Annotated in this window: 18 protein-coding genes and 1 pseudogene; 12 read left to right on the top strand and 7 right to left on the bottom strand. The window is 67.6% G+C overall.

The window, feature by feature from the left end:
• Positions 1–59: 59 nt before the first annotated feature.
• Positions 60–488 (bottom strand): hypothetical protein, encoded by a 429-nt coding sequence (locus IEW19_RS03800; RefSeq protein ID WP_188570334.1) that lies wholly within the window; start codon positions 486–488, stop codon positions 60–62.
• A 51-nt stretch (positions 489–539) separates the two neighbouring features.
• The gene (locus tag IEW19_RS03805; RefSeq protein WP_188570335.1) at positions 540–1,193 is read right to left on the bottom strand and encodes a trimeric intracellular cation channel family protein; all 654 of its coding nucleotides are present in this window, start codon (positions 1,191–1,193) and stop codon (positions 540–542) included.
• 60 nt (positions 1,194–1,253) lie between these two features.
• On the opposite strand from IEW19_RS03805, the gene IEW19_RS03810 reads away from it, so the two are divergent.
• The 11 genes and pseudogenes from IEW19_RS03810 (at position 1,254) to IEW19_RS03860 (ending at position 13,420) form a co-directional block, all read left to right on the top strand.
• Positions 1,254–2,123, top strand: coding sequence for a sirohydrochlorin chelatase (locus IEW19_RS03810; RefSeq protein WP_188570336.1), 870 nt, complete (start codon positions 1,254–1,256; stop codon positions 2,121–2,123).
• 54 nt (positions 2,124–2,177) lie between these two features.
• Positions 2,178–3,923 (top strand): nitrite/sulfite reductase, encoded by a 1,746-nt coding sequence (locus IEW19_RS03815; RefSeq protein WP_188570337.1) that lies wholly within the window; start codon positions 2,178–2,180, stop codon positions 3,921–3,923.
• Positions 3,920–4,648 carry a phosphoadenylyl-sulfate reductase gene (locus tag IEW19_RS03820; protein WP_188570338.1) on the top strand — a complete coding sequence of 243 codons (729 nt, stop codon included), beginning with the start codon at positions 3,920–3,922 and terminating at the stop codon, positions 4,646–4,648. Before IEW19_RS03815 ends, IEW19_RS03820 begins: the two co-directional genes overlap by 4 nt.
• Positions 4,645–5,589, top strand: a complete 945-nt coding sequence (gene cysD, locus IEW19_RS03825; protein WP_188570339.1) for a sulfate adenylyltransferase subunit CysD — start codon at positions 4,645–4,647, stop codon at positions 5,587–5,589. The genes IEW19_RS03820 and cysD overlap by 4 nt, the downstream gene beginning before the upstream one ends.
• A complete protein-coding gene (locus tag IEW19_RS03830) occupies positions 5,589–6,995 on the top strand; it encodes a sulfate adenylyltransferase subunit 1 (RefSeq protein WP_188570340.1) in 1,407 nt (468 codons plus the stop codon). The genes cysD and IEW19_RS03830 overlap by 1 nt, the downstream gene beginning before the upstream one ends.
• A gap of 158 nt (positions 6,996–7,153) precedes the next feature.
• A pseudogene (locus IEW19_RS03835) lies at positions 7,154–7,318 on the top strand (RtcB family protein); the annotation flags it as partial.
• 130 nt (positions 7,319–7,448) lie between these two features.
• Complete coding sequence (locus IEW19_RS03840) at positions 7,449–8,576, top strand: ABC transporter substrate-binding protein (protein ID WP_188570400.1); 1,128 nt, start codon at positions 7,449–7,451, stop codon at positions 8,574–8,576.
• Positions 8,577–8,603: 27 nt separating this feature from the next.
• On the top strand, positions 8,604–9,329 hold the full coding sequence (locus IEW19_RS03845; protein ID WP_175316208.1) for an ABC transporter ATP-binding protein: 726 nt from the start codon (positions 8,604–8,606) through the stop codon (positions 9,327–9,329).
• Complete coding sequence (locus IEW19_RS03850; protein WP_188570341.1) at positions 9,319–10,278, top strand: ABC transporter permease; 960 nt, start codon at positions 9,319–9,321, stop codon at positions 10,276–10,278. Before IEW19_RS03845 ends, IEW19_RS03850 begins: the two co-directional genes overlap by 11 nt.
• A 313-nt stretch (positions 10,279–10,591) precedes the next feature.
• Entirely contained in the window at positions 10,592–11,854 is a 1,263-nt protein-coding gene (gene cobA, locus IEW19_RS03855) for a uroporphyrinogen-III C-methyltransferase (RefSeq protein ID WP_188570342.1), read from the top strand.
• A 99-nt stretch (positions 11,855–11,953) separates the two neighbouring features.
• Positions 11,954–13,420 carry an FAD-dependent oxidoreductase gene (locus IEW19_RS03860; RefSeq protein ID WP_188570343.1) on the top strand — a complete coding sequence of 489 codons (1,467 nt, stop codon included), beginning with the start codon at positions 11,954–11,956 and terminating at the stop codon, positions 13,418–13,420.
• Between the two features lie 71 nt (positions 13,421–13,491).
• Here the strand turns inward: IEW19_RS03860 and IEW19_RS03865 are convergent, their stop codons facing one another.
• Genes IEW19_RS03865 through IEW19_RS03880 form a run of 4 tightly spaced genes read right to left on the bottom strand, consistent with a single transcriptional unit; the run spans position 13,492 to position 15,860 of the window.
• Positions 13,492–13,932 carry an SRPBCC family protein gene (locus IEW19_RS03865; protein WP_188570344.1) on the bottom strand — a complete coding sequence of 147 codons (441 nt, stop codon included), beginning with the start codon at positions 13,930–13,932 and terminating at the stop codon, positions 13,492–13,494.
• Between the two features lie 15 nt (positions 13,933–13,947).
• Entirely contained in the window at positions 13,948–14,709 is a 762-nt protein-coding gene (locus tag IEW19_RS03870) for a hypothetical protein (protein WP_188570345.1), read from the bottom strand.
• Between the two features lie 29 nt (positions 14,710–14,738).
• Positions 14,739–15,566 (bottom strand): DUF1206 domain-containing protein, encoded by an 828-nt coding sequence (locus tag IEW19_RS03875; protein ID WP_188570346.1) that lies wholly within the window; start codon positions 15,564–15,566, stop codon positions 14,739–14,741.
• Between the two features lie 3 nt (positions 15,567–15,569).
• Positions 15,570–15,860 (bottom strand): hypothetical protein, encoded by a 291-nt coding sequence (locus tag IEW19_RS03880; RefSeq protein WP_188570347.1) that lies wholly within the window; start codon positions 15,858–15,860, stop codon positions 15,570–15,572.
• A gap of 160 nt (positions 15,861–16,020) precedes the next feature.
• Here IEW19_RS03880 and IEW19_RS03885 point away from each other — a divergent pair, with 160 nt between their 5' ends.
• Complete coding sequence (locus IEW19_RS03885) at positions 16,021–16,560, top strand: hypothetical protein (protein WP_188570348.1); 540 nt, start codon at positions 16,021–16,023, stop codon at positions 16,558–16,560.
• 74 nt (positions 16,561–16,634) lie between these two features.
• Here IEW19_RS03885 and IEW19_RS03890 read toward each other — a convergent pair whose 3' ends face one another.
• A complete protein-coding gene (locus IEW19_RS03890) occupies positions 16,635–17,315 on the bottom strand; it encodes a FadR/GntR family transcriptional regulator (protein ID WP_188570349.1) in 681 nt (226 codons plus the stop codon).

The raw sequence follows: 17,315 nt of genomic DNA on the forward strand, positions 1-17,315 counted from the left end.
TCGGGTCACGGCGTGTCCGTGTCAAAGTGCCCCACGGAGGCGCCAGCAAGTAGGGGAGCTTACTCTTCCTCTTCTTCCTCGAACGCCCACTCGAACATGTCGAAGACGAACTCGGAGAAGGTGCCCTCCTCGGACTTCCACTGGCCGCGGGCATTGTTGCGGCGGTACACGATGGGGTCCGGGACGCTGAGGTCGCCAACGCGGAAGCCCCAGGTGAACTGTTCTTCTTCATCCTCGAGGAACATGAGGAAGCCCTCGTCATCGACTTCGAGCTCTTCGGGGTCCCAGAAGTAGTGGTACGCCTCCATCAGGTCCTCGCAGCCACCCAGCGCGAGGTAGAACTCGCGCAGGACAAGGGGGATCTCGAATTGGTGCTCGGCGAGGGCCTTGTCCAGTTCTTCGGTGGTCAGGCCGTCCGCTTCCTGCCATTCATCCTCGAGATACTTCGGAACAAGCGCGCGGAACTTCTCGAGGAACATGTCAGTCATGCTCATATCCTAGCTAATCGCGGCGCTCCCTAAACGACATGGAAACCAACGTCACAGCCCTGAATCGCTTGGCCGCCGGTGCCACCCGCGGACGGCAAGCGGCGCCTGCCAGGAGCGCCGCCACGCCAGGACGCGGAATGTGAAAACCAGTGCAGCGATGCCGGCTGCGGTCAGCACGTTGAACACGCCCAGGACCCACAGCACAGCTGTCAGCGAGGAACCCAAAAATGCCGGCAGCGCGTAAATGTCCTTGGGGTTGAAGAGTTCGGGAACCTCATTGGCGGTGACGTCCCGGAGCAGTCCGCCGCCCACCGCCGTCGTCACCCCCAGCAGCACCGAAGCCACGGGATTCAACCCCGTGGCCAGTGCCTTGAGTGTGCCCGTCATACAGAACAGGGCCAGGCCGGCGGCGTCGAACAGGACCAGCAGCGACGTGTAGCGCTGGACGCTGGAGAACAGAAAGTACACCAGCGCCGTGGCCAGCAGCGGCGGAACCAGGTAGGCAGGGGTGGTGAAGGCCGCCGGGACCACAACCAGGATGACGTCGCGGATCACGCCGCCGCCAAGACCCACCAGGGAGGCGAGGAGCAGCGATCCCACAATATCGATCTGCTTCCGCGCCGCCAGCAGCGAGCCCGAAACCGCAAAGAAGAAAACGCCCAACAGGTCCAGCCACACCGGGGAGTTGTCAAAGGCGAATGTCATGGGGCGTCCCGGTATTTCAAAGAGGGCGGACAGGGCGGCTCCAACGTTACGCTAGCCCCTATGAACAGCCCCATCATGATCGCCTGCGCCCATGGGACGTCCAACGCGCAGGGGGCCGCGGAGGTTAACGCCCTGCGCGCCGCCATCGCGGAACTGCGCCCGGGCCTTGATGTCCGCGAGGCCTATGTGGATGTCCAGCAGCCGGATCTGGTGGACGTGGTGGCGGGCCTGCCGGAGGGTGAGCCGGCGGTGGTGGTCCCGCTGCTGCTGAGCGTTGGCTACCACGTGAAGGTGGACATTGCGCGTGCCGTGAAGAGCCGGCCGGGCAGTGCCGCCGCCGCGCCGCTGGGCCCGGACACGCGCCTTGCAGGACTCCTGGACCAGCGGCTGCGCGAGGCCGGCACCACGGACAATGACGTCATCGTGCTGGCCGCCGCAGGCTCGTCCAACCCCAACGCCGCCGTCAGCGTCGAGGAGCTGCTGGGCCAGCTGCAGGAGCTGCGGTCCAACCGGATAGTGGCCGCCTATGGTGCCTCCGCCCAGCCGTCCGTGCCCGACGCCGTCGCCATGCTTCGCGAGGAGCTCGCCGGGGGTGCCGGGGCGGGGGAGTCGGCGGGAGCGGTCGACGTCGGCGGCCGGGTGGTGATTGCCTCCTACCTCCTGGCGCCGGGCTTCTTCCACGACCAGCTGGCCAAGGCGGGCGCCGACGTCGTCACCGAACCCCTGCTGCCGTCGGCCACGCTCGCGGAGATTGCGCTGGACAGGTACGACGCCGCCGTCGCCGGGATGAACGAAACCCCCGGGGCGGCCCCAACGCAAAGCCCCGCGGAAGTGCCGGCCGAGGCGCGGGAGCAGGCGGCAGCCGATGCACAGCAGGGTGGGTTCTTCAAGGCCGTCCGGCGTTTCGTGACGAAATATTTCCCTAGGTGACTTAGCGTTTCCGGGCCTTTGTGACGCAAATCGGGGGCGCCCTAGAGTCGATGCATGACTGATACAGCTCTAGCCGGAGCGTCGGCGGACTCCGCTGCCGCGAAGCGCCCCGCCCGCCCGTCCCGCCCCGCCGCGAAGCCGCACGGGCAGTGGAAGGTGGACGGCAAAACGCCGCTGAACGCCAACGAAACCTGGAAGCAGGAAGACGACGGCCTGAACGTCCGCGAGCGTATCGAGTCCATCTACGCCAAGGAAGGCTTCGACGCCATCCCCAGCCAGGACCTGCACGGCCGGTTCCGCTGGTGGGGCCTGTACACCCAGCGCAAACAGGGGATCGACGGCGGCAAGACCGCCACCCTTGAGCCGCATGAGCTGGAGGACAAGTACTTCATGCTCCGCGTGCGGATCGACGGCGGCGCACTCACCACGGAGCAGTTGCGCGTCATCGGCCAGATCTCTGTGGACTTCGCGCGCGATTCGGCCGACGTCACCGACCGCCAGAACATCCAGCTGCACTGGATCGAGGTGGAGAACGTCCCCGAAATCTGGCGGCGCCTCGAAGCCGTTGGCCTGTCCACCACCGAAGCCTGCGGCGACGTTCCGCGAGTGATCCTGGGCTCGCCCGTGGCAGGCATCGCCAAGGACGAGATCATCGACCCCACGCCGCTCATCGCAGAGCTGGGCGAACGGTTCATCGGCAACCCGATCCTGTCCAACCTGCCGCGCAAGTACAAGACCGCCATCACCGGCCACCCCAGCCAGGACGTGGTCCACGAAATCAACGACTTCGGCCTGGTGGGGATGGTCCACCCCGAACTGGGCGCCGGCTACGACCTGTGGGTTGGCGGCGCCCTGGCCACCAACCCGATGCTGGCCAAGCGCCTCGGTGCCTTTGTCCAGCCGGACCAGGCCGCCGACGTGTGGCTGGGCGTCACCAGCATCTTCCGCGACTACGGTTACCGCCGCATGCGCACCAAGGCCCGCCTGAAATTCCTCCTGGCCGACTGGGGCACGGAGAAATTCCGCCAGGTCCTGGAGGACGAATACCTGGGCTACAAGCTGGCCGACGGCCCCGCAGCGCCCAAGCCCGCCACCCCCGGCGACCACGTGGGCGTGCACGAACAGAAGGACGGCAAGTTCTTCATCGGTGCCACCCCGCTGGGCGGCCGCCTGTCCGGCTCCGGCCTGGTCAAGCTCGCCGACACCCTGGAGGCACGCGGCTCGTACCGGCTGCGCACCACCCCGCACCAGAAGATCGTGGTGCTGGACGTCGAAAAGGACCACGTGGAGCCGCTCATCGCCGAACTGGACGCCCTGGGCTTGTCCGCCCGGCCCTCCGTGTTCCGCCGCGGCACCATCGCCTGCACCGGCATCGAGTACTGCAAGCTGGCCATCGTGGAAACCAAGATGACCGCCGCAAGTGCGGTCGCCGAGCTGGAACGCCGCCTGGCAGACCTCGCCGACTCGGGCCGGCTGCCCGCGGCACTGTCCCTCCACATCAACGGCTGCCCCAACTCCTGCGCCCGCATCCAGACGGCCGACATCGGGCTCAAGGGCATGATGCTGCCAACGCCCGACGGCGACCCCTCCCCGGGTTTCCAGGTCCACCTGGGCGGCGGGCTGGCCAACAACGACCGCGAGGAAGCGGGCCTGGGACGCACCGTCCGCGGCCTCAAGGTCTATGTTGATGACCTGCCCGACTACGTGGAGCGCGTGGTCCGCCGGTTCGTTGCCGACCGCGCCGAGGGCCAGACCTTCGCCGAGTGGGCCCACGCAGCAGACGAGGAGGCACTCCAGTGAGTAAGCACGCCGCGCCCGTACCTGCCATCCGCCCCAAGGACGAGCTGAAGGCCCTCGCTGAAGCCGGCGCCGCCGAGCTCGGCTGGGACGCTCCCGCCCGCGACGTCATCGCGTGGGTGGAGCGGAACTTCGAGCTGCCCGCGGTCGCCGTCGCCTGCTCCATGGCCGACGCCGTCCTGCCGGCCCTGGTCGCGGACCAGATTCCTGGCGTCGACGTCCTGTTCCTGGAGACCGGCTACCACTTCCCGGAGACCTACGCCACGCGCGACGAGGTGGCCGCGAACCTCCGCGTCAACGTGGTGGACGTGCTCCCCGAGAACACCGTGGAGCAGCAGGACCGGCTCCTCGGCAAGGACCTCTTCGCCCGAGACGCCGCCCAGTGCTGCGCCCTGCGAAAGGTGGCCCCGCTGCAGCGCACGCTGGCCGGCTACGAACTCTGGTTCACCGGCGTCCGCCGCGATGAAGCCCCCACGCGGACCAACACCCCGCTGGTGACCTGGGACGAGAAGAACGGCCTGGTCAAGGTCAACCCGATGGCTGCCTGGACGTTCGACCAGCTGGTCCAGTACTCCGATGACAACCTCCTGCCCGTCAACCCGCTGCTTTCCCAGGGCTACCCCTCGATTGGCTGCCAGCCCTGCACCCGAAAGGTGGCGCCCGGCGAAGACCCCCGCGCCGGCCGCTGGGCAGGATCCGACAAGACAGAATGCGGGCTACACGTATGAGCACTTCACTAACCGAGGAGACCCAGGTGACTGAGTCCGCCATCTCAACGCGCCTTTCGTCGCTGGACACCCTCGAGTCCGAGGCCATCCACATCATCCGCGAGGTCGTGGCCGAGTTCGAGAAGCCTGCGCTGCTGTTCTCCGGCGGCAAGGACTCCGTGGTGATGCTGCACCTGGCCACCAAGGCCTTCTGGCCGGGGAAGGTTCCGTTCCCCGTGCTGCACGTGGACACCGGCCACAACTTCCCCGAGGTCATCGACTTCCGTGACCGCACGGTGGAGCGACTGGGCCTGAAGCTGGTTGTCGGCTCAGTGCAGGAGTTCATCGACCGCGGCGAGCTGGCCGAGCGTGCCGACGGTACCCGTAACCCGCTGCAGACCGTTCCGCTGCTGGACGCCATCCAGTCCAACAAGTTCGATGCCGTGTTCGGTGGCGGCCGCCGCGACGAGGACAAGGCACGCGCAAAGGAGCGCATCCTGAGCCTGCGTGACGAATTCGGACAGTGGGATCCGCGCAACCAGCGCCCCGAACTGTGGAACCTGTACAACGGCCGCCACACGGTGGGCCAGCACGTCCGCGCGTTCCCCATCAGCAACTGGACCGAACTGGACATCTGGCGCTACATCGAGCGCGAGAACATCGAGCTGCCCGGCCTGTACTACGCCCACGAGCGCGAGGTCTTCGCCCGCGACGGCATGTGGCGTGCAGTGGGCGAGGTTTCCCAGCCGCGCGAGGGCGAGGACGTCATCACCAAGACTGTCCGCTACCGCACCGTAGGCGACATGTCCTGCACGGGCGCCGTGGAGTCCAACGCGTACACGGTGTCCGACGTCGTGGTTGAAGTCGCCGCCTCCACCCTCACCGAACGTGGCGCCACCCGGGCAGATGACCGCATCTCCGAGGCCGCCATGGAAGACCGCAAGAAGGACGGGTATTTCTAATGACCACCGAAGCAGTTCTCCCGGCGGACCTGGAAACAGCCCTGCCCACCACGCTTTTCCGGTTCGCCACCGCAGGATCGGTCGACGACGGCAAGTCCACTTTGGTGGGCCGCCTCCTTCACGATTCCAAGGCCATCCTGGCTGACCAGCTCGACGCCGTTGCCCGCACCTCCGCGGACCGCGGCTTCGGCGGCGAGAAGGGCGGCATCGACCTGGCACTCCTGACCGACGGCCTGCGCGCCGAGCGTGAACAGGGCATCACCATCGACGTCGCCTACCGCTACTTCGCCACCGACCAGCGCAGCTTCATCCTGGCCGACTGCCCCGGGCACGTTCAGTACACCAAGAACACGGTGACGGGTGCGTCCACCGCGGATGCCGTCGTCGTACTCATTGACGCCCGCAAGGGTGTGCTGGAGCAGACCCGCCGGCACCTGTCCGTGCTGCAGCTGCTGCGCGTGGCGCACGTGATCGTGGCCGTGAACAAGATCGACCTGGTGGACTTCAGCGAGCCCGTGTTCCGCGGGATCGAAGCCGACGTGCAGCAGGTGGGCCGCGAGCTGGGCCTGGGTTCGGACGGCATTTCCGACCTGCTGGTCATCCCGGTTTCCGCGCTGGATGGCGACAATGTGGTGGAACGCTCCGCGCGCACCCCCTGGTACACCGGCCCGGCGCTGTTGGAGGTCCTCGAAACCCTCCCGGCCGCCGACGAACTTGAGAGCCACCTGGAAAGCTTCCGCTTCCCGGTGCAGCTGGTCGTCCGGCCGCAGGGCGCCCTTGCTCCCGACGCCGTGGCCGCTGGCCTGGACGCGGAGGCCTACCGCGACTACCGCGCCTATGCCGGCCAGATCACCGAAGGGTCCGTGAAGGTGGGTGACCAGGTGTCCGTACTGACGCCGGGCCAGTCGCCGCGGACCACCACCGTGGTGGGCATCGATTTCGCCGGCGCCTCAATGGAGGAAGCCGCGGCGCCGCAGTCTGTGGCCATCCGGCTGGCAGATGAGTTCGACGTCGCCCGCGGTGACACCATCGCCGCCGCAGGCACTGTCCGCGAAGCCTCCGCCGACCTCTACGCGGCCCTGTGCTGGCTCTCGCCCAAGCCGCTCCGCGAAGGCGCCAAGGTGCTGGTCAAGCACGGCACCCGCACCGTCCAGGCGATGGTCCGCAGCGTGGCCGGCAAGCTGGACCTGGCAACCTTCAAACTCGAGGGCGCTTCCAGCCTGGAGCTCAACGACATCGGCCACGCGCAGCTCCGACTCGCGGCCCCGCTGCCGCTGGAGAACTACCTGCACCACCGCCGCACCGGAGCATTCCTGGTGATCGATCCGCTGGACGGCAACACGTTGGCCGCCGGCCTGGTCAAGGACCACCCGGGCGACCACGAGGACGAACGCTACTCCATCTGAGTTCCCGCCGGAATCGCCGGAACGCTGCCAGGTCGCCGTAACGCTACGGCTGTCCGGCAGCGTTCCGGCGATTTCGCGTTGTTGCGGCAGCCGCACGTTAACCGCAAAGGTTCCGAACGATTCGTCCGCAGCCGGCAGCGGCGTGGGAAGCTCAGGCGGAACTCAAGCGGGCCATGCGGGGGATCGAGTTCCGGGCGTCGGAGGCCTTCATCGACGAAATTCCTGCCGCGTACAAACCGATCGACCAGGTCATGCAGGACGCTGCGGACCTGGTCACCGTGCGGCACAAGCTGCGGCAGTTGGTCAACGTCAAAGGCAACTGAATCTGCGGAACCGGGCAGCAGAGCGGCCAAATGTGACGCCAGATGAACGTGCGTGACCCCCCGTTTCCGCTTCATTGAACGGGTTCGGACCACTCCATATGGTGAAACAATGACTAGTTCCAAGCCCGGGATGACCCGCATCGTGGCAGGCGAAAGCGCGGTTCCCACGCGCAGGCGCGCCGTCGAGGCTGCCCTGGCCATCGGGCTGGTCCTGCTGATCGCCGTCGGCGCCGTTGTGGCCTCGAACATTTCCCGCAACAGCGAGGCCCATGCCGCTGAGCCCAGCCCGGCTGCGGAGCTGAAGCTGGGCTACTTCGGCAACGTCACCCACGCCCCGGCCCTGGTGGGCATCAAGAAAGGTTTCCTTGCGGATGCGCTGGGCAGTACCAAGCTCAGCACCGAAACCTTCAACGCCGGCCCGGCCGCCATCGAAGCCCTGAACGCCGGGGCCATCGACGCCGCCTACATCGGCCCCAACCCGGCCATCAACTCGTTCGCCAAGAGCCAGGGCCAGTCCGTGCGCGTGATTGCGGGCGCCGCTGCCGGTGGTGCCCAGCTGGTGGTCAAGCCCGGCATCAACTCGGCAGCGGACCTCAGGGGCAAGACCCTGGCCACGCCGCAGCTCGGCGGCACCCAGGACGTAGCGCTCCGCGCCTGGCTCGCCAAGCAGGGCTACAAGACCAGCGTGGACGGCAGCGGCGATGTCGCCATCAACCCCACGGACAACGCCCAGGCCCTGAAACTGTTCCAGGACGGAAAGCTCGACGGCGCGTGGTTGCCTGAGCCATGGGCGTCACGGCTGGTGCTCCAGGCCGGAGCCAAGGTGCTGGTGGATGAGAAGGACCTCTGGGACGGAACCGGCACCGGCAAGCCGGGCGAGTTTCCCACCACCATCCTGATCGTGAACCAGAAGTTCGCCGCTGACCACCCGGACACCGTCAAGGCCCTCGTGAAGGGCAACGCGGAGTCGGTGGCATGGCTCAATTCTGCACCGGCCGATGAGAAAGCCAGCATCATCAACGGCGCCCTGCAGGAATCCGCCGGGGCAGCGCTGCCCGCCGACGTCCTCGCCAGGTCGATGGCGAACATCACCTTCACCCTCGATCCGCTGGCCGGGAGCTACCCCAAGCTGCTGCAGGACGGCGTCGAGGCCGGGACAACCAAAAAGGCCGACATCAACGGCCTCTTCGACCTCAGGGCGCTCAACGAAGTCACCGGAACCAGCAGGATTTCAGCAGCCGGCCTCGGCCAGGACTGACCCCACCCTCTACCTAAGGACGGCACCATGCCAGTCGTACTGGAACACCTGGGCAAGCGCTTCGGCGACGGCGCCCCGGTACTGGACGACGTCAACGCCAACATCAAGCAGGGCGAGTTCGTCGCCCTCCTCGGTGCCTCCGGCTGCGGCAAATCCACCCTCCTGAACATCATCGCGGGACTTGAAGCGCCGACGTCGGGCGCCCTGGAAGTGCCCAGCGACGGCGCCGCCTTCATGTTCCAGGACGCCGCCCTCTTCCCCTGGCTGACTGCCAGGGAGAACATCGAACTGGCCCTGAAGCTGCGCGGTGTTGGCAAGGCCGAACGCCGCACCAAGGCCCAGGAACTCCTTGAGCTGGTGCACCTGGGGTCCGCCGGGGACAAGCGGCCGCACGAACTGTCCGGCGGCATGCGGCAGCGCGTCTCCCTGGCGCGGTCCCTCGCACAGGACCGGCAGCTGCTCCTGATGGACGAGCCGTTCGCCGCGCTGGACGCCATCACCCGCGACCTGCTGCACGACGAGCTGGAACGCATCTGGAAGGAAACCGGCCGCACCATCGTCTTCGTCACCCACAACGTCCGCGAGGCCGTCCGGCTGGGCCAGCGCGTCCTGCTGCTGTCCTCGCGCCCCGGCCGCGTGGTCCAGGAGTGGGCCGTCACCGAGGAACACCGAACCGACGCCGGGCTCGCCGGCCAGCTGACCGGGGTCATCACCGCCCGGCTGCGTGAGGAGATTCGCCGCCATGCCAAGTAACCCGTTTGTGGTCCAGGAGGAGCCGGTTGTTGAGCCTGTCGAAACCGCAGCCCGTGAGCACGTGCATGCCGCTTTGACCCGGACGTCCACCGGCAAGGAGGACCTTCGCGAACTCGAGTCCGGGCTCGATTCGCTGCAGTCCCATGCGGAGCGAAAGCACAGGATCGACTGGAGTCGCATCCTGCTGCCGATCGCAGCGCTGGTGGTCCTGGTGCTCATCTGGCAGTTCTACGTCTCCCTTGGGCTCAAGCGCCGCGACCAGGTGCCGGGGCCGCTGGACGTACTGAACCAAATGGCACTCCTCTGGGGCGAGGGCAAGGTCCAGGAATCCGTTTGGACTTCGCTGCAGCGCGGCATCATTGGCTTCGTGATCAGCGTGGCCATTGCCACCCCCGTGGGCCTGCTGCTGGCGCAGGTTGCACCGCTGCGCCGCGCTTTCGGGCCGCTGATCTCCGGCCTGCAGGTGCTGCCGTCCGTGGCCTGGGTGCCCGCCGCCATCATCTGGTTCGGCCTCACCGACGCAACCGTCTACTTTGTGGTGTTCATGGGTGCCATTCCGTCCATCATCAACGGGCTAATCTCCGGCGTGGACCAGATCCCGCCGCAATACCGGCGCGTGGGCACCGTCCTGGGCGCATCACGGCTCCAGATGGCACTCCAGGTCATCCTTCCCGCGGCGCTGCCCGGTTACCTGGGCGGCCTCAAGCAGGGCTGGGCCTTCTCCTGGCGCTCCCTCATGGCGGCCGAAATCATCGCGGTGGGCGGCACCATCGGCTTCGGCCTTGGCTCGCTGCTGGACCAGGGCCGCACCTTGTCCGACATGGCGGTAGTTATGGCGGCCATCCTGCTGATCCTCGCCGTCGGCATCCTGATCGAACTGCTGGTCTTCGGCCCCATCGAGAAGCGACTCCTGCGTCGCCGCGGACTCCTGGCCGGCAGCACCCGCTAGCCCCGCACCCAGCGCACCTTTCAGGCCCGACGGCGACCTCCCGCCGTCGGGCTTTGCCGTTCCTGCCCCGGCGGAACCGGGGCACTTTGACACGGACACGCCGGGTTTCAGGGCCGGTTCGACGCCGGGACGCGCCAAAGTGCCCCGCGACCGCACCGGCGCCGACCAGGACGAGCCCTGGCAGACTGGCGCCATGACCGTCAGCTTCGTGTGCCGCACCGAGGCGCCACCCTTTGTGACGCAGCGTTACCTTACGTGAACTGGTGTTGCTCGGCCTTTGTGGGCGAATATGACGCGGCCCTACCGTTGATCCATGGCAATTCAGGACATTTACCCCACGGCGCTGCGGCTGCTTGGCCGCCCCGTGCTGGTGGTGGGTGGCGGCCCCGTTGCTGCCCGGCGCGCCAAGGGGCTGCTCGATGCCGGTGCCGTGGTCACCGTCGTGGCTCCGGTTGCCTCGCCCGCGCTGCAGGAAATGGCCGACGGCGGCCTGCTCACCTGGGAAGCGCGGCCTTACCTTTCTTCCGACATTGATGGTGCCTGGTTCGTCCAGACGGCCACTGGCGATCCGGAGGTGGATGCCCGGGTATCGGCCGACGCCGAGGCGCAACGGGTCTGGTGCGTCAACGCCTCCGACCATGAAGCCTCCGCCGCCTGGACTCCGGCTGTCGCGGAGGTGGACGACGTCAAGATCGCAGTGAACGCCGGGGGAGACCCGCGCCGCGCCATGGCCTTCCGCGACGCCGTCGCCACCGCGCTCGAAACCGGCGACCTGCCCCTGCGGCGCCGCCGTGCCCACCGGGGATCAGTGGCGCTCGTGGGAGGCGGCCCGGGCGACACCGGCCTCATTACGGTCCGCGGCCGGAGGCTGCTGGGCCAGGCCGACGTCGTCGTCGCTGACCGGCTCGGCCCCCGCGACCTCCTGAACGAACTCGCCCCTGACGTCCGTGTCATCGAGGTCGGCAAGACACCCGGCCACCACCCGGTGCCGCAAGGGGAGATCAACCGCATCCTGGTCGAAGAGGCCCAGCAAGGCCACCGCGTGGTCCGGCTCAAGGGCGGCGACCCGTATGTCCTGGGCCGCGGCGGCGAGGAAGCCGAATACTGCCGCCAGCACGGTGTGGAGGTGGAGGTGGTTTCCGGCGTCACCTCCGCCATCTCGGTACCCGCAGCAGCCGGCATCCCGGTCACGCACCGCGGCCTGGCCAAAGGTTTTAGCGTGGTCACGGGTCACGAGGAACTCTCCGAAGTTCCTGCCCGACCGGACCACACGATCGTCCTGCTGATGGGTGTGGGCCAGCTGCGCGAGTCGGCGTCCGCCCTGGGCAAAGCCGGCCTGCCCACGGACACCCCTGTTGGTATCGTGGAAAACGGCTACTTGCCGGACCAGCGCGTCACCATCGGCACGCTTGCTTCCATCGCGGACCAGGCCCAGGCGGCCGGCGTCGCCAACCCGGCAGTCATTGTCATCGGCGACGTAGTGCGCGTGAGTCCGTTCGCGCCGTCGCACTTCAAGACCGCTGACTACAGCACCACCACCCCGAACAGCCCCCGCAAAACCGTCCTCACAACCTAGCCCGCTACCCAACTAGGTAGCGCGAAGTGTCGTTTTGAACCCTCATAACGACACTTAGCGCTACTTAGTTGGGAGGGAACGAAGAAAAGGAACACAGCCGTGTCATCCAGCACCACCGTAGGATCTGCTGCGCGTCCGCTGCGCGTCGCCGTCGTTGGCTCCGGCCCGGCCGGCGTGTACGCCGCCGACATCCTCACCAAGAGCGAAGCCGTCAAGAGCGGCGAGCTGACCGTCAGCATCGACCTCTTCGACCGCTACCCGGCACCCTACGGACTGATCCGCTACGGCGTTGCCCCGGACCACCCGCGCATCAAGGGCATCGTCAACGCCCTGCACAAGGTGCTGGACCGCGGCGACATCCGCTTCTTCGGCAACGTGGACTACGGCACGGACCTCACCATCGAGGACCTCCGCAAGCACTACGACGCCGTCATCTTCGCCACCGGTGCCATCAAGGACGCGGACCTGAACATTCCCGGCGTCGAGCTGGAGGGCTCCTTCGGCGGCGCCGACTTCGTCTCCTGGTACGACGGCCACCCGGACGTGCCGCGCGAATGGCCGCTCGAGGCCAAGGAAATCGCCGTGATCGGCAACGGCAACGTGGCCCTGGACGTGGCCCGTGTCCTGTCCAAGCACGCCGATGACCTGCTCACCACTGAGATCCCGGACAACGTCTACGCAGGCCTGAAGGCCTCGCCCGTCACCGACGTCCACGTCTTCGGCCGCCGCGGTCCCGCCCAGGTCAAGTTCACCCCGCTGGAGCTGCGCGAGCTGTCGCACTCCAAGGACGTGGACATCATCCTGTACCCGGAGGACTTCGAGTTCGACGAGGAATCGGACCGCCAGATCCAGACGAACAACCAGACCAAGACCATGGTGGGCACCCTCACCAACTGGATCGCCGAGCAGCCCGAAGACCCCTCCGAGCTCAAAGCTTCCCGCCGCCTGCACCTGCACTTCCTGCACAGCCCGGTTGAGATCTATGACGACGCCGAGACCCCGGGCAAGGTGGCCGGCATGCGGTTTGAGCGCACCGAGCTGGACGGCACGGGCAACGCCCGCGGGACCGGCGAATACGTGGACTACCCGGTCCAGGCTGTGTACCGCGCGATCGGCTACTTCGGTTCCGCCCTGCCGGACGTGGAGTTCGACCACAAGAAGGGCGTCGTCACGAACGACGGCGGCCGCGTCCTGGACGCCGACGGCAAGCACGTGCCAGGCATCTACGCCACCGGCTGGATCAAGCGGGGACCGGTCGGCCTGATCGGCCACACCAAGGGCGACGCCCTGGAAACCGTGACCTACCTGCTGGAGGACCGCGAAAGCCTCCCCGTCGCGTCCGCCCCGGAGCAGGATGCCGTCGTCGAACTCCTCGACGCCCGCGGCGTGAAGTTCACCAGCTGGGAAGGCTGGCTGGCGCTGGACTCGCACGAGCTCGCCCTCGGCGGGGCGGCGACGGAGGCTGGCGGCTCGCATGGTGTTGAGGTCGCGCGCGAGCGCATCAAGGTGGTTCCGCGCGAGGACATGGTTGCCATTTCCCGCGACGGGGTCGCCGCGCAGGTCTAGGACCAAAGCAAAGGAAACCGCGGGACCACTGGTCCCGCGGTTCCTGCTTTAAGTGTGTTAACCCAGGGGCGCTATTTCCCGGCGCCTCCGATGGCCATCAGCTCCAGTCGCCGCAGGGTCTCCCGGTTCCGGGCCGAGATCAGGGGAGCCCGCAGGAACTTCGGCATCAGTTTGCCAGGACCGCGGATGGCGTCCTCGGCCATGGTCACCAGGCACTGGTTGCCGCGGTCCTCAAGCGTGATCTCCACCTTGGCCTCGCCCATCGGCCAGCCTCGCGCCACGAGTTCCAGTGCGCGGCCGGGCTGGACGGCGGTGACCCGGGTGCTGTCGTTGATTACCAGTGGCCACGCGCCCACTGAGTGATGCAGTTGGGCTCCCAGCCCGGGCCATTCGGCGTCCACGTCCCTGATCCGGGACGCGCCTACCACCCAGCCGGAGTACAGCCAGCCGTCGGCAATGACCCGCCAGATGTCGGCGGAGGGGGACTTGAACAGCTGTGAGACGGTGGACATGGAGTTCCTTCCGGTTCAGGTCGTGCTTTCCTGGCGTGTGGCGGCGGGTTCCGGTGGGCGTCCGGCTTCCGTTGAGCGTCCGACGGCGGGAGGTGCCGGCCGCCGTGCGGCCCGGTAGGACGGCTTCCGCAGGCGCCGGGTCCACCCGTAGGCCTGGGCCCCGGGCGGCTGGTTCTCCAGGGGATCGAAACGCAGGGGGATGTCCGCGGGATTGGCGCCGGCATGCAGCCGCAGTTCACCGCACTCCCGCCAATGCCCGCCCGGTGTGGCCCAGTGCAGCCCCAGCACCCACTCTCCGGAGGCCAGCGAACCCGGCGGGAGGCTCCGCGTGCGCAGTCCCAGCAGGACCGGACCCCGCGAGCCGCGGTAGGGCATGAGCGTCGTCATGGTGGCTCCCGCGACATCCAGCCGCGGCACCAGCAGGAACCGTCCCGGCAGGCGCCACCCGGTGGAGGCAAACAGGACATCCGCCGGTCCGGCGGTGTTGCCGGACGGCGAAACCCGCAGGGCCATGCCCAGGATGTCCGGTAGGGCCTGCGGCAGCCCTACCGACCGCGAAAAACGCGCCACCACCTGGTCGGTCCCGGGTGAGTCGAGCCAGTCCATGCCGCTGGGGCCTGCCGGGTTGCCGGTCCTGGTGAGCTCCCCGGCCAGGCCAAGCCCCTGGGGATGGATGGGCCGGTCCGGCCGGGCGAGTTTCAGGAGCCGGAAGAGGGCAGCAAAGGCCTGGCCGGCACTCCCGGTGACGGTGGAAACAATGGGCAACTGCTGGGTCATGCTTCCTTCCTACCCATAAACCGCCAAGGCTACATGCGGCCGAACCGGGCCCGGATCAGTGCGAAAATCCCGTAAGCGATGAAGCCCGCGCCAATGGCCACCAGGAGGGTGGGCCCGAACGGGTGGTCCTGCAGGGCCTTGAGGCTGCCGTCCAGTCCGGTGGACTCCTCGGGCCGGTGCTTGGCGGCGGCAATGATAAACAGCAGGCCAGTGAGGTCCAGGGCTACGCCTTTGGCGACATGGCCCGTGACGCCCAGGCTGTCGATGAGCCTCCCGCGCCGGGTGCCCTCGAAACGGAACAGCTCCTCCTTGAACCCGCGCCGGAACCCTTTGACAATGAAGTAGATGCCGATGCCAAGGATGGTCAGGCCCAGCGCCACGAGGACCCATGGCCCCAGCGGGTTGGCCATCAGGCTGGCACTGAAGTCGCGGGTGGTGTCACCCGAGTCGCTGCGCTGGCCCACTGCGAAACCCGCGAAGCTGACCCCCACGCTGCCGTACGCGATGGCCAGGAAACCTGAGGACACCAGCTTGGCCAGCCGTTCCTTGCGGGGAAGGCTCCGGGCCCGCAAGGTGGCTTCGCTGGCTTGCCACACAGCAAGGCCAAAGCAGGCCACCACGCACGCCCACATGACAACCGGCCCCCACGGATTGTCCGCCAGCTGGGCGATGGCTCCCGTGGGCTCCGCCTGGCCTGGCTGCCCGAACGCCACTGCGATGGCAATAGCCCCGATGATGATGTGCAGCAGCGCCATGACGGCAAACCCGGTCCGGGCGAGGACGTCCACGGCCTTGTGGTTGGACGCCTCCTCGACAACGTCCGCTGCCTGGCTGAGCGTGGATTCGGCGTCGGACATGGGTCAGCCGTTCATGGGTCCTTCGGCCCGCAGCTTCTCTGCGCCCGGTCCTTCCACGTGCACGGTGCAGCGGACCACCAGCTGGCCGGGGGCGTTGCCCAGTTCCACCAGGGAATCGTCGGCGCTGAGGACGGTGAACACTTCGGAACCCGCTACAACGCTTACGCCCTTCGCCTTTGCCGTTTCCCGCGCGTTGCCCAGCGCCTCACGCTGCAGGCCGTCCACGTAGCCGCCGTCACTTTCACGGGCGGGGTCCCCGAAGGCCCAGCCGAACAATGTCCCTGTGTTTCCCATGGCGACGATATTACGCGGTTCCCCACGGTCCAGGACGGGCTTTCGTAATATTAGTAAGTGTGCTTACCATGGGCGCACCATACCTCGATGGGACACGGCAAGTGAAGTCCGCGGCAACGCGGCAACCCGGAACCAGTTCACGACGTTAGGAATGCACATCATGGCAGGAAATCTCATTGCCCGTTCAGTTCACGACCTGACGGCAGCCGCATGGTTTGGTGGATCCCTGATGGGCGCCATCGGGCTCAACGGCGCAACAGCGCAGGCCAAGGATCCCGCCGAGCGCACCCGGCTTTCCAGTGCGGGCTGGATGAAGTGGGCTCCGGTCCAGACTGCAGCCTTCGCCTCCCACCTGGCGGCCGACCTCGCCATCGCCTGGGAGAACAAGGGCCGCATCGCCAAGCAGGAGGGCGTTGCCCGCGACACCGTCATCAAGACGGCCGTAACCGTGGTGGGTGCTGCGGTGACCCTGTACTCGGGCGTCCTGGGCAAGAAGGTGGAGAAGCTTGCCGGTGAAGGCGCTGAGGGTGCAACGGAGCCGCACGGCGCTGCCTCGGACGAGCTGAAGGCAGCCCAGCAGCAGCTCAAGCTCCTGCAGTGGGCCATCCCCGGCTTCGCGGCCCTGGTGATCATCCTTGGTGCCAAGCACGGTGAGATGCAGCGCCCCAAGAACGTCTTTGCGGGCCTGCACGGCGAGTAGCCTGCCCAGAGCGTACGACGGCGGCCGGGCACCAAAGTCCCGGGCCGCCGTCGTGCCCGCGATCACCGGAGTGGCTACTCCGCCAGCCACTCCGCGCAGGAGTTCAGGTTCCGGTTCACGCTGGCCACGGCAGCGTCCTGGTCCCGCCGGTCGATGGCGTCGAGCAGTGTTTCATGCCCGTCCCGGGGGAGTCCGTTGAAGCCGGGCCGGCGCCGCTGCCTGAGGAGGTCCTGGTGGAACACGGCGCCAAAACTCGCGTAGAGCTCGTGCAGGAGCGGGTTGCCGGACGCCCGGGCGATGCCCTCGTGGAAGCGCCAGTCCGCGTCTGCCCAGGCCTCGAAGTCCCCGTTCTTCCAGGCCTGGTCCCGGGTGCTGAGGAGCAAGCGCAGGGCCGTGACGTCGTCGTCCGTAGCATGGCGGGCGGCCAGCCGTGCAGCCTGTGTGTCCAGGCCCAGCCGGACCTCCAGGATGTGCTGCTCGGTGTGGTCCTGGTACATCCGCCGTGCTGCCCCGGACATCTCGCTCGTGGCCCGGACGTACGTGCCGTCCCCCCGCCTCACTTCCAGCATGCCGCCGTGGGCAAGGGCCTTTACTGCTTCGCGAAGCGTGCCGCGGGAGACGCCTAGCTTGGCCATGAGCTCGGGCTCCGGCGGGATGCGCTGGTCCAGCGGCCACTCGCCGGAGTGGACCATGGCCCGCAGCTTGGCCGTGACCTCGGTGGCGAGCGGCGGGCGGACGGAAGGGCTCAGGGACAT

Origin of the sequence: Arthrobacter liuii (genome assembly GCF_014639275.1) — a bacterium.
GTDB lineage: Bacteria > Actinomycetota > Actinomycetes > Actinomycetales > Micrococcaceae > Arthrobacter > Arthrobacter liuii.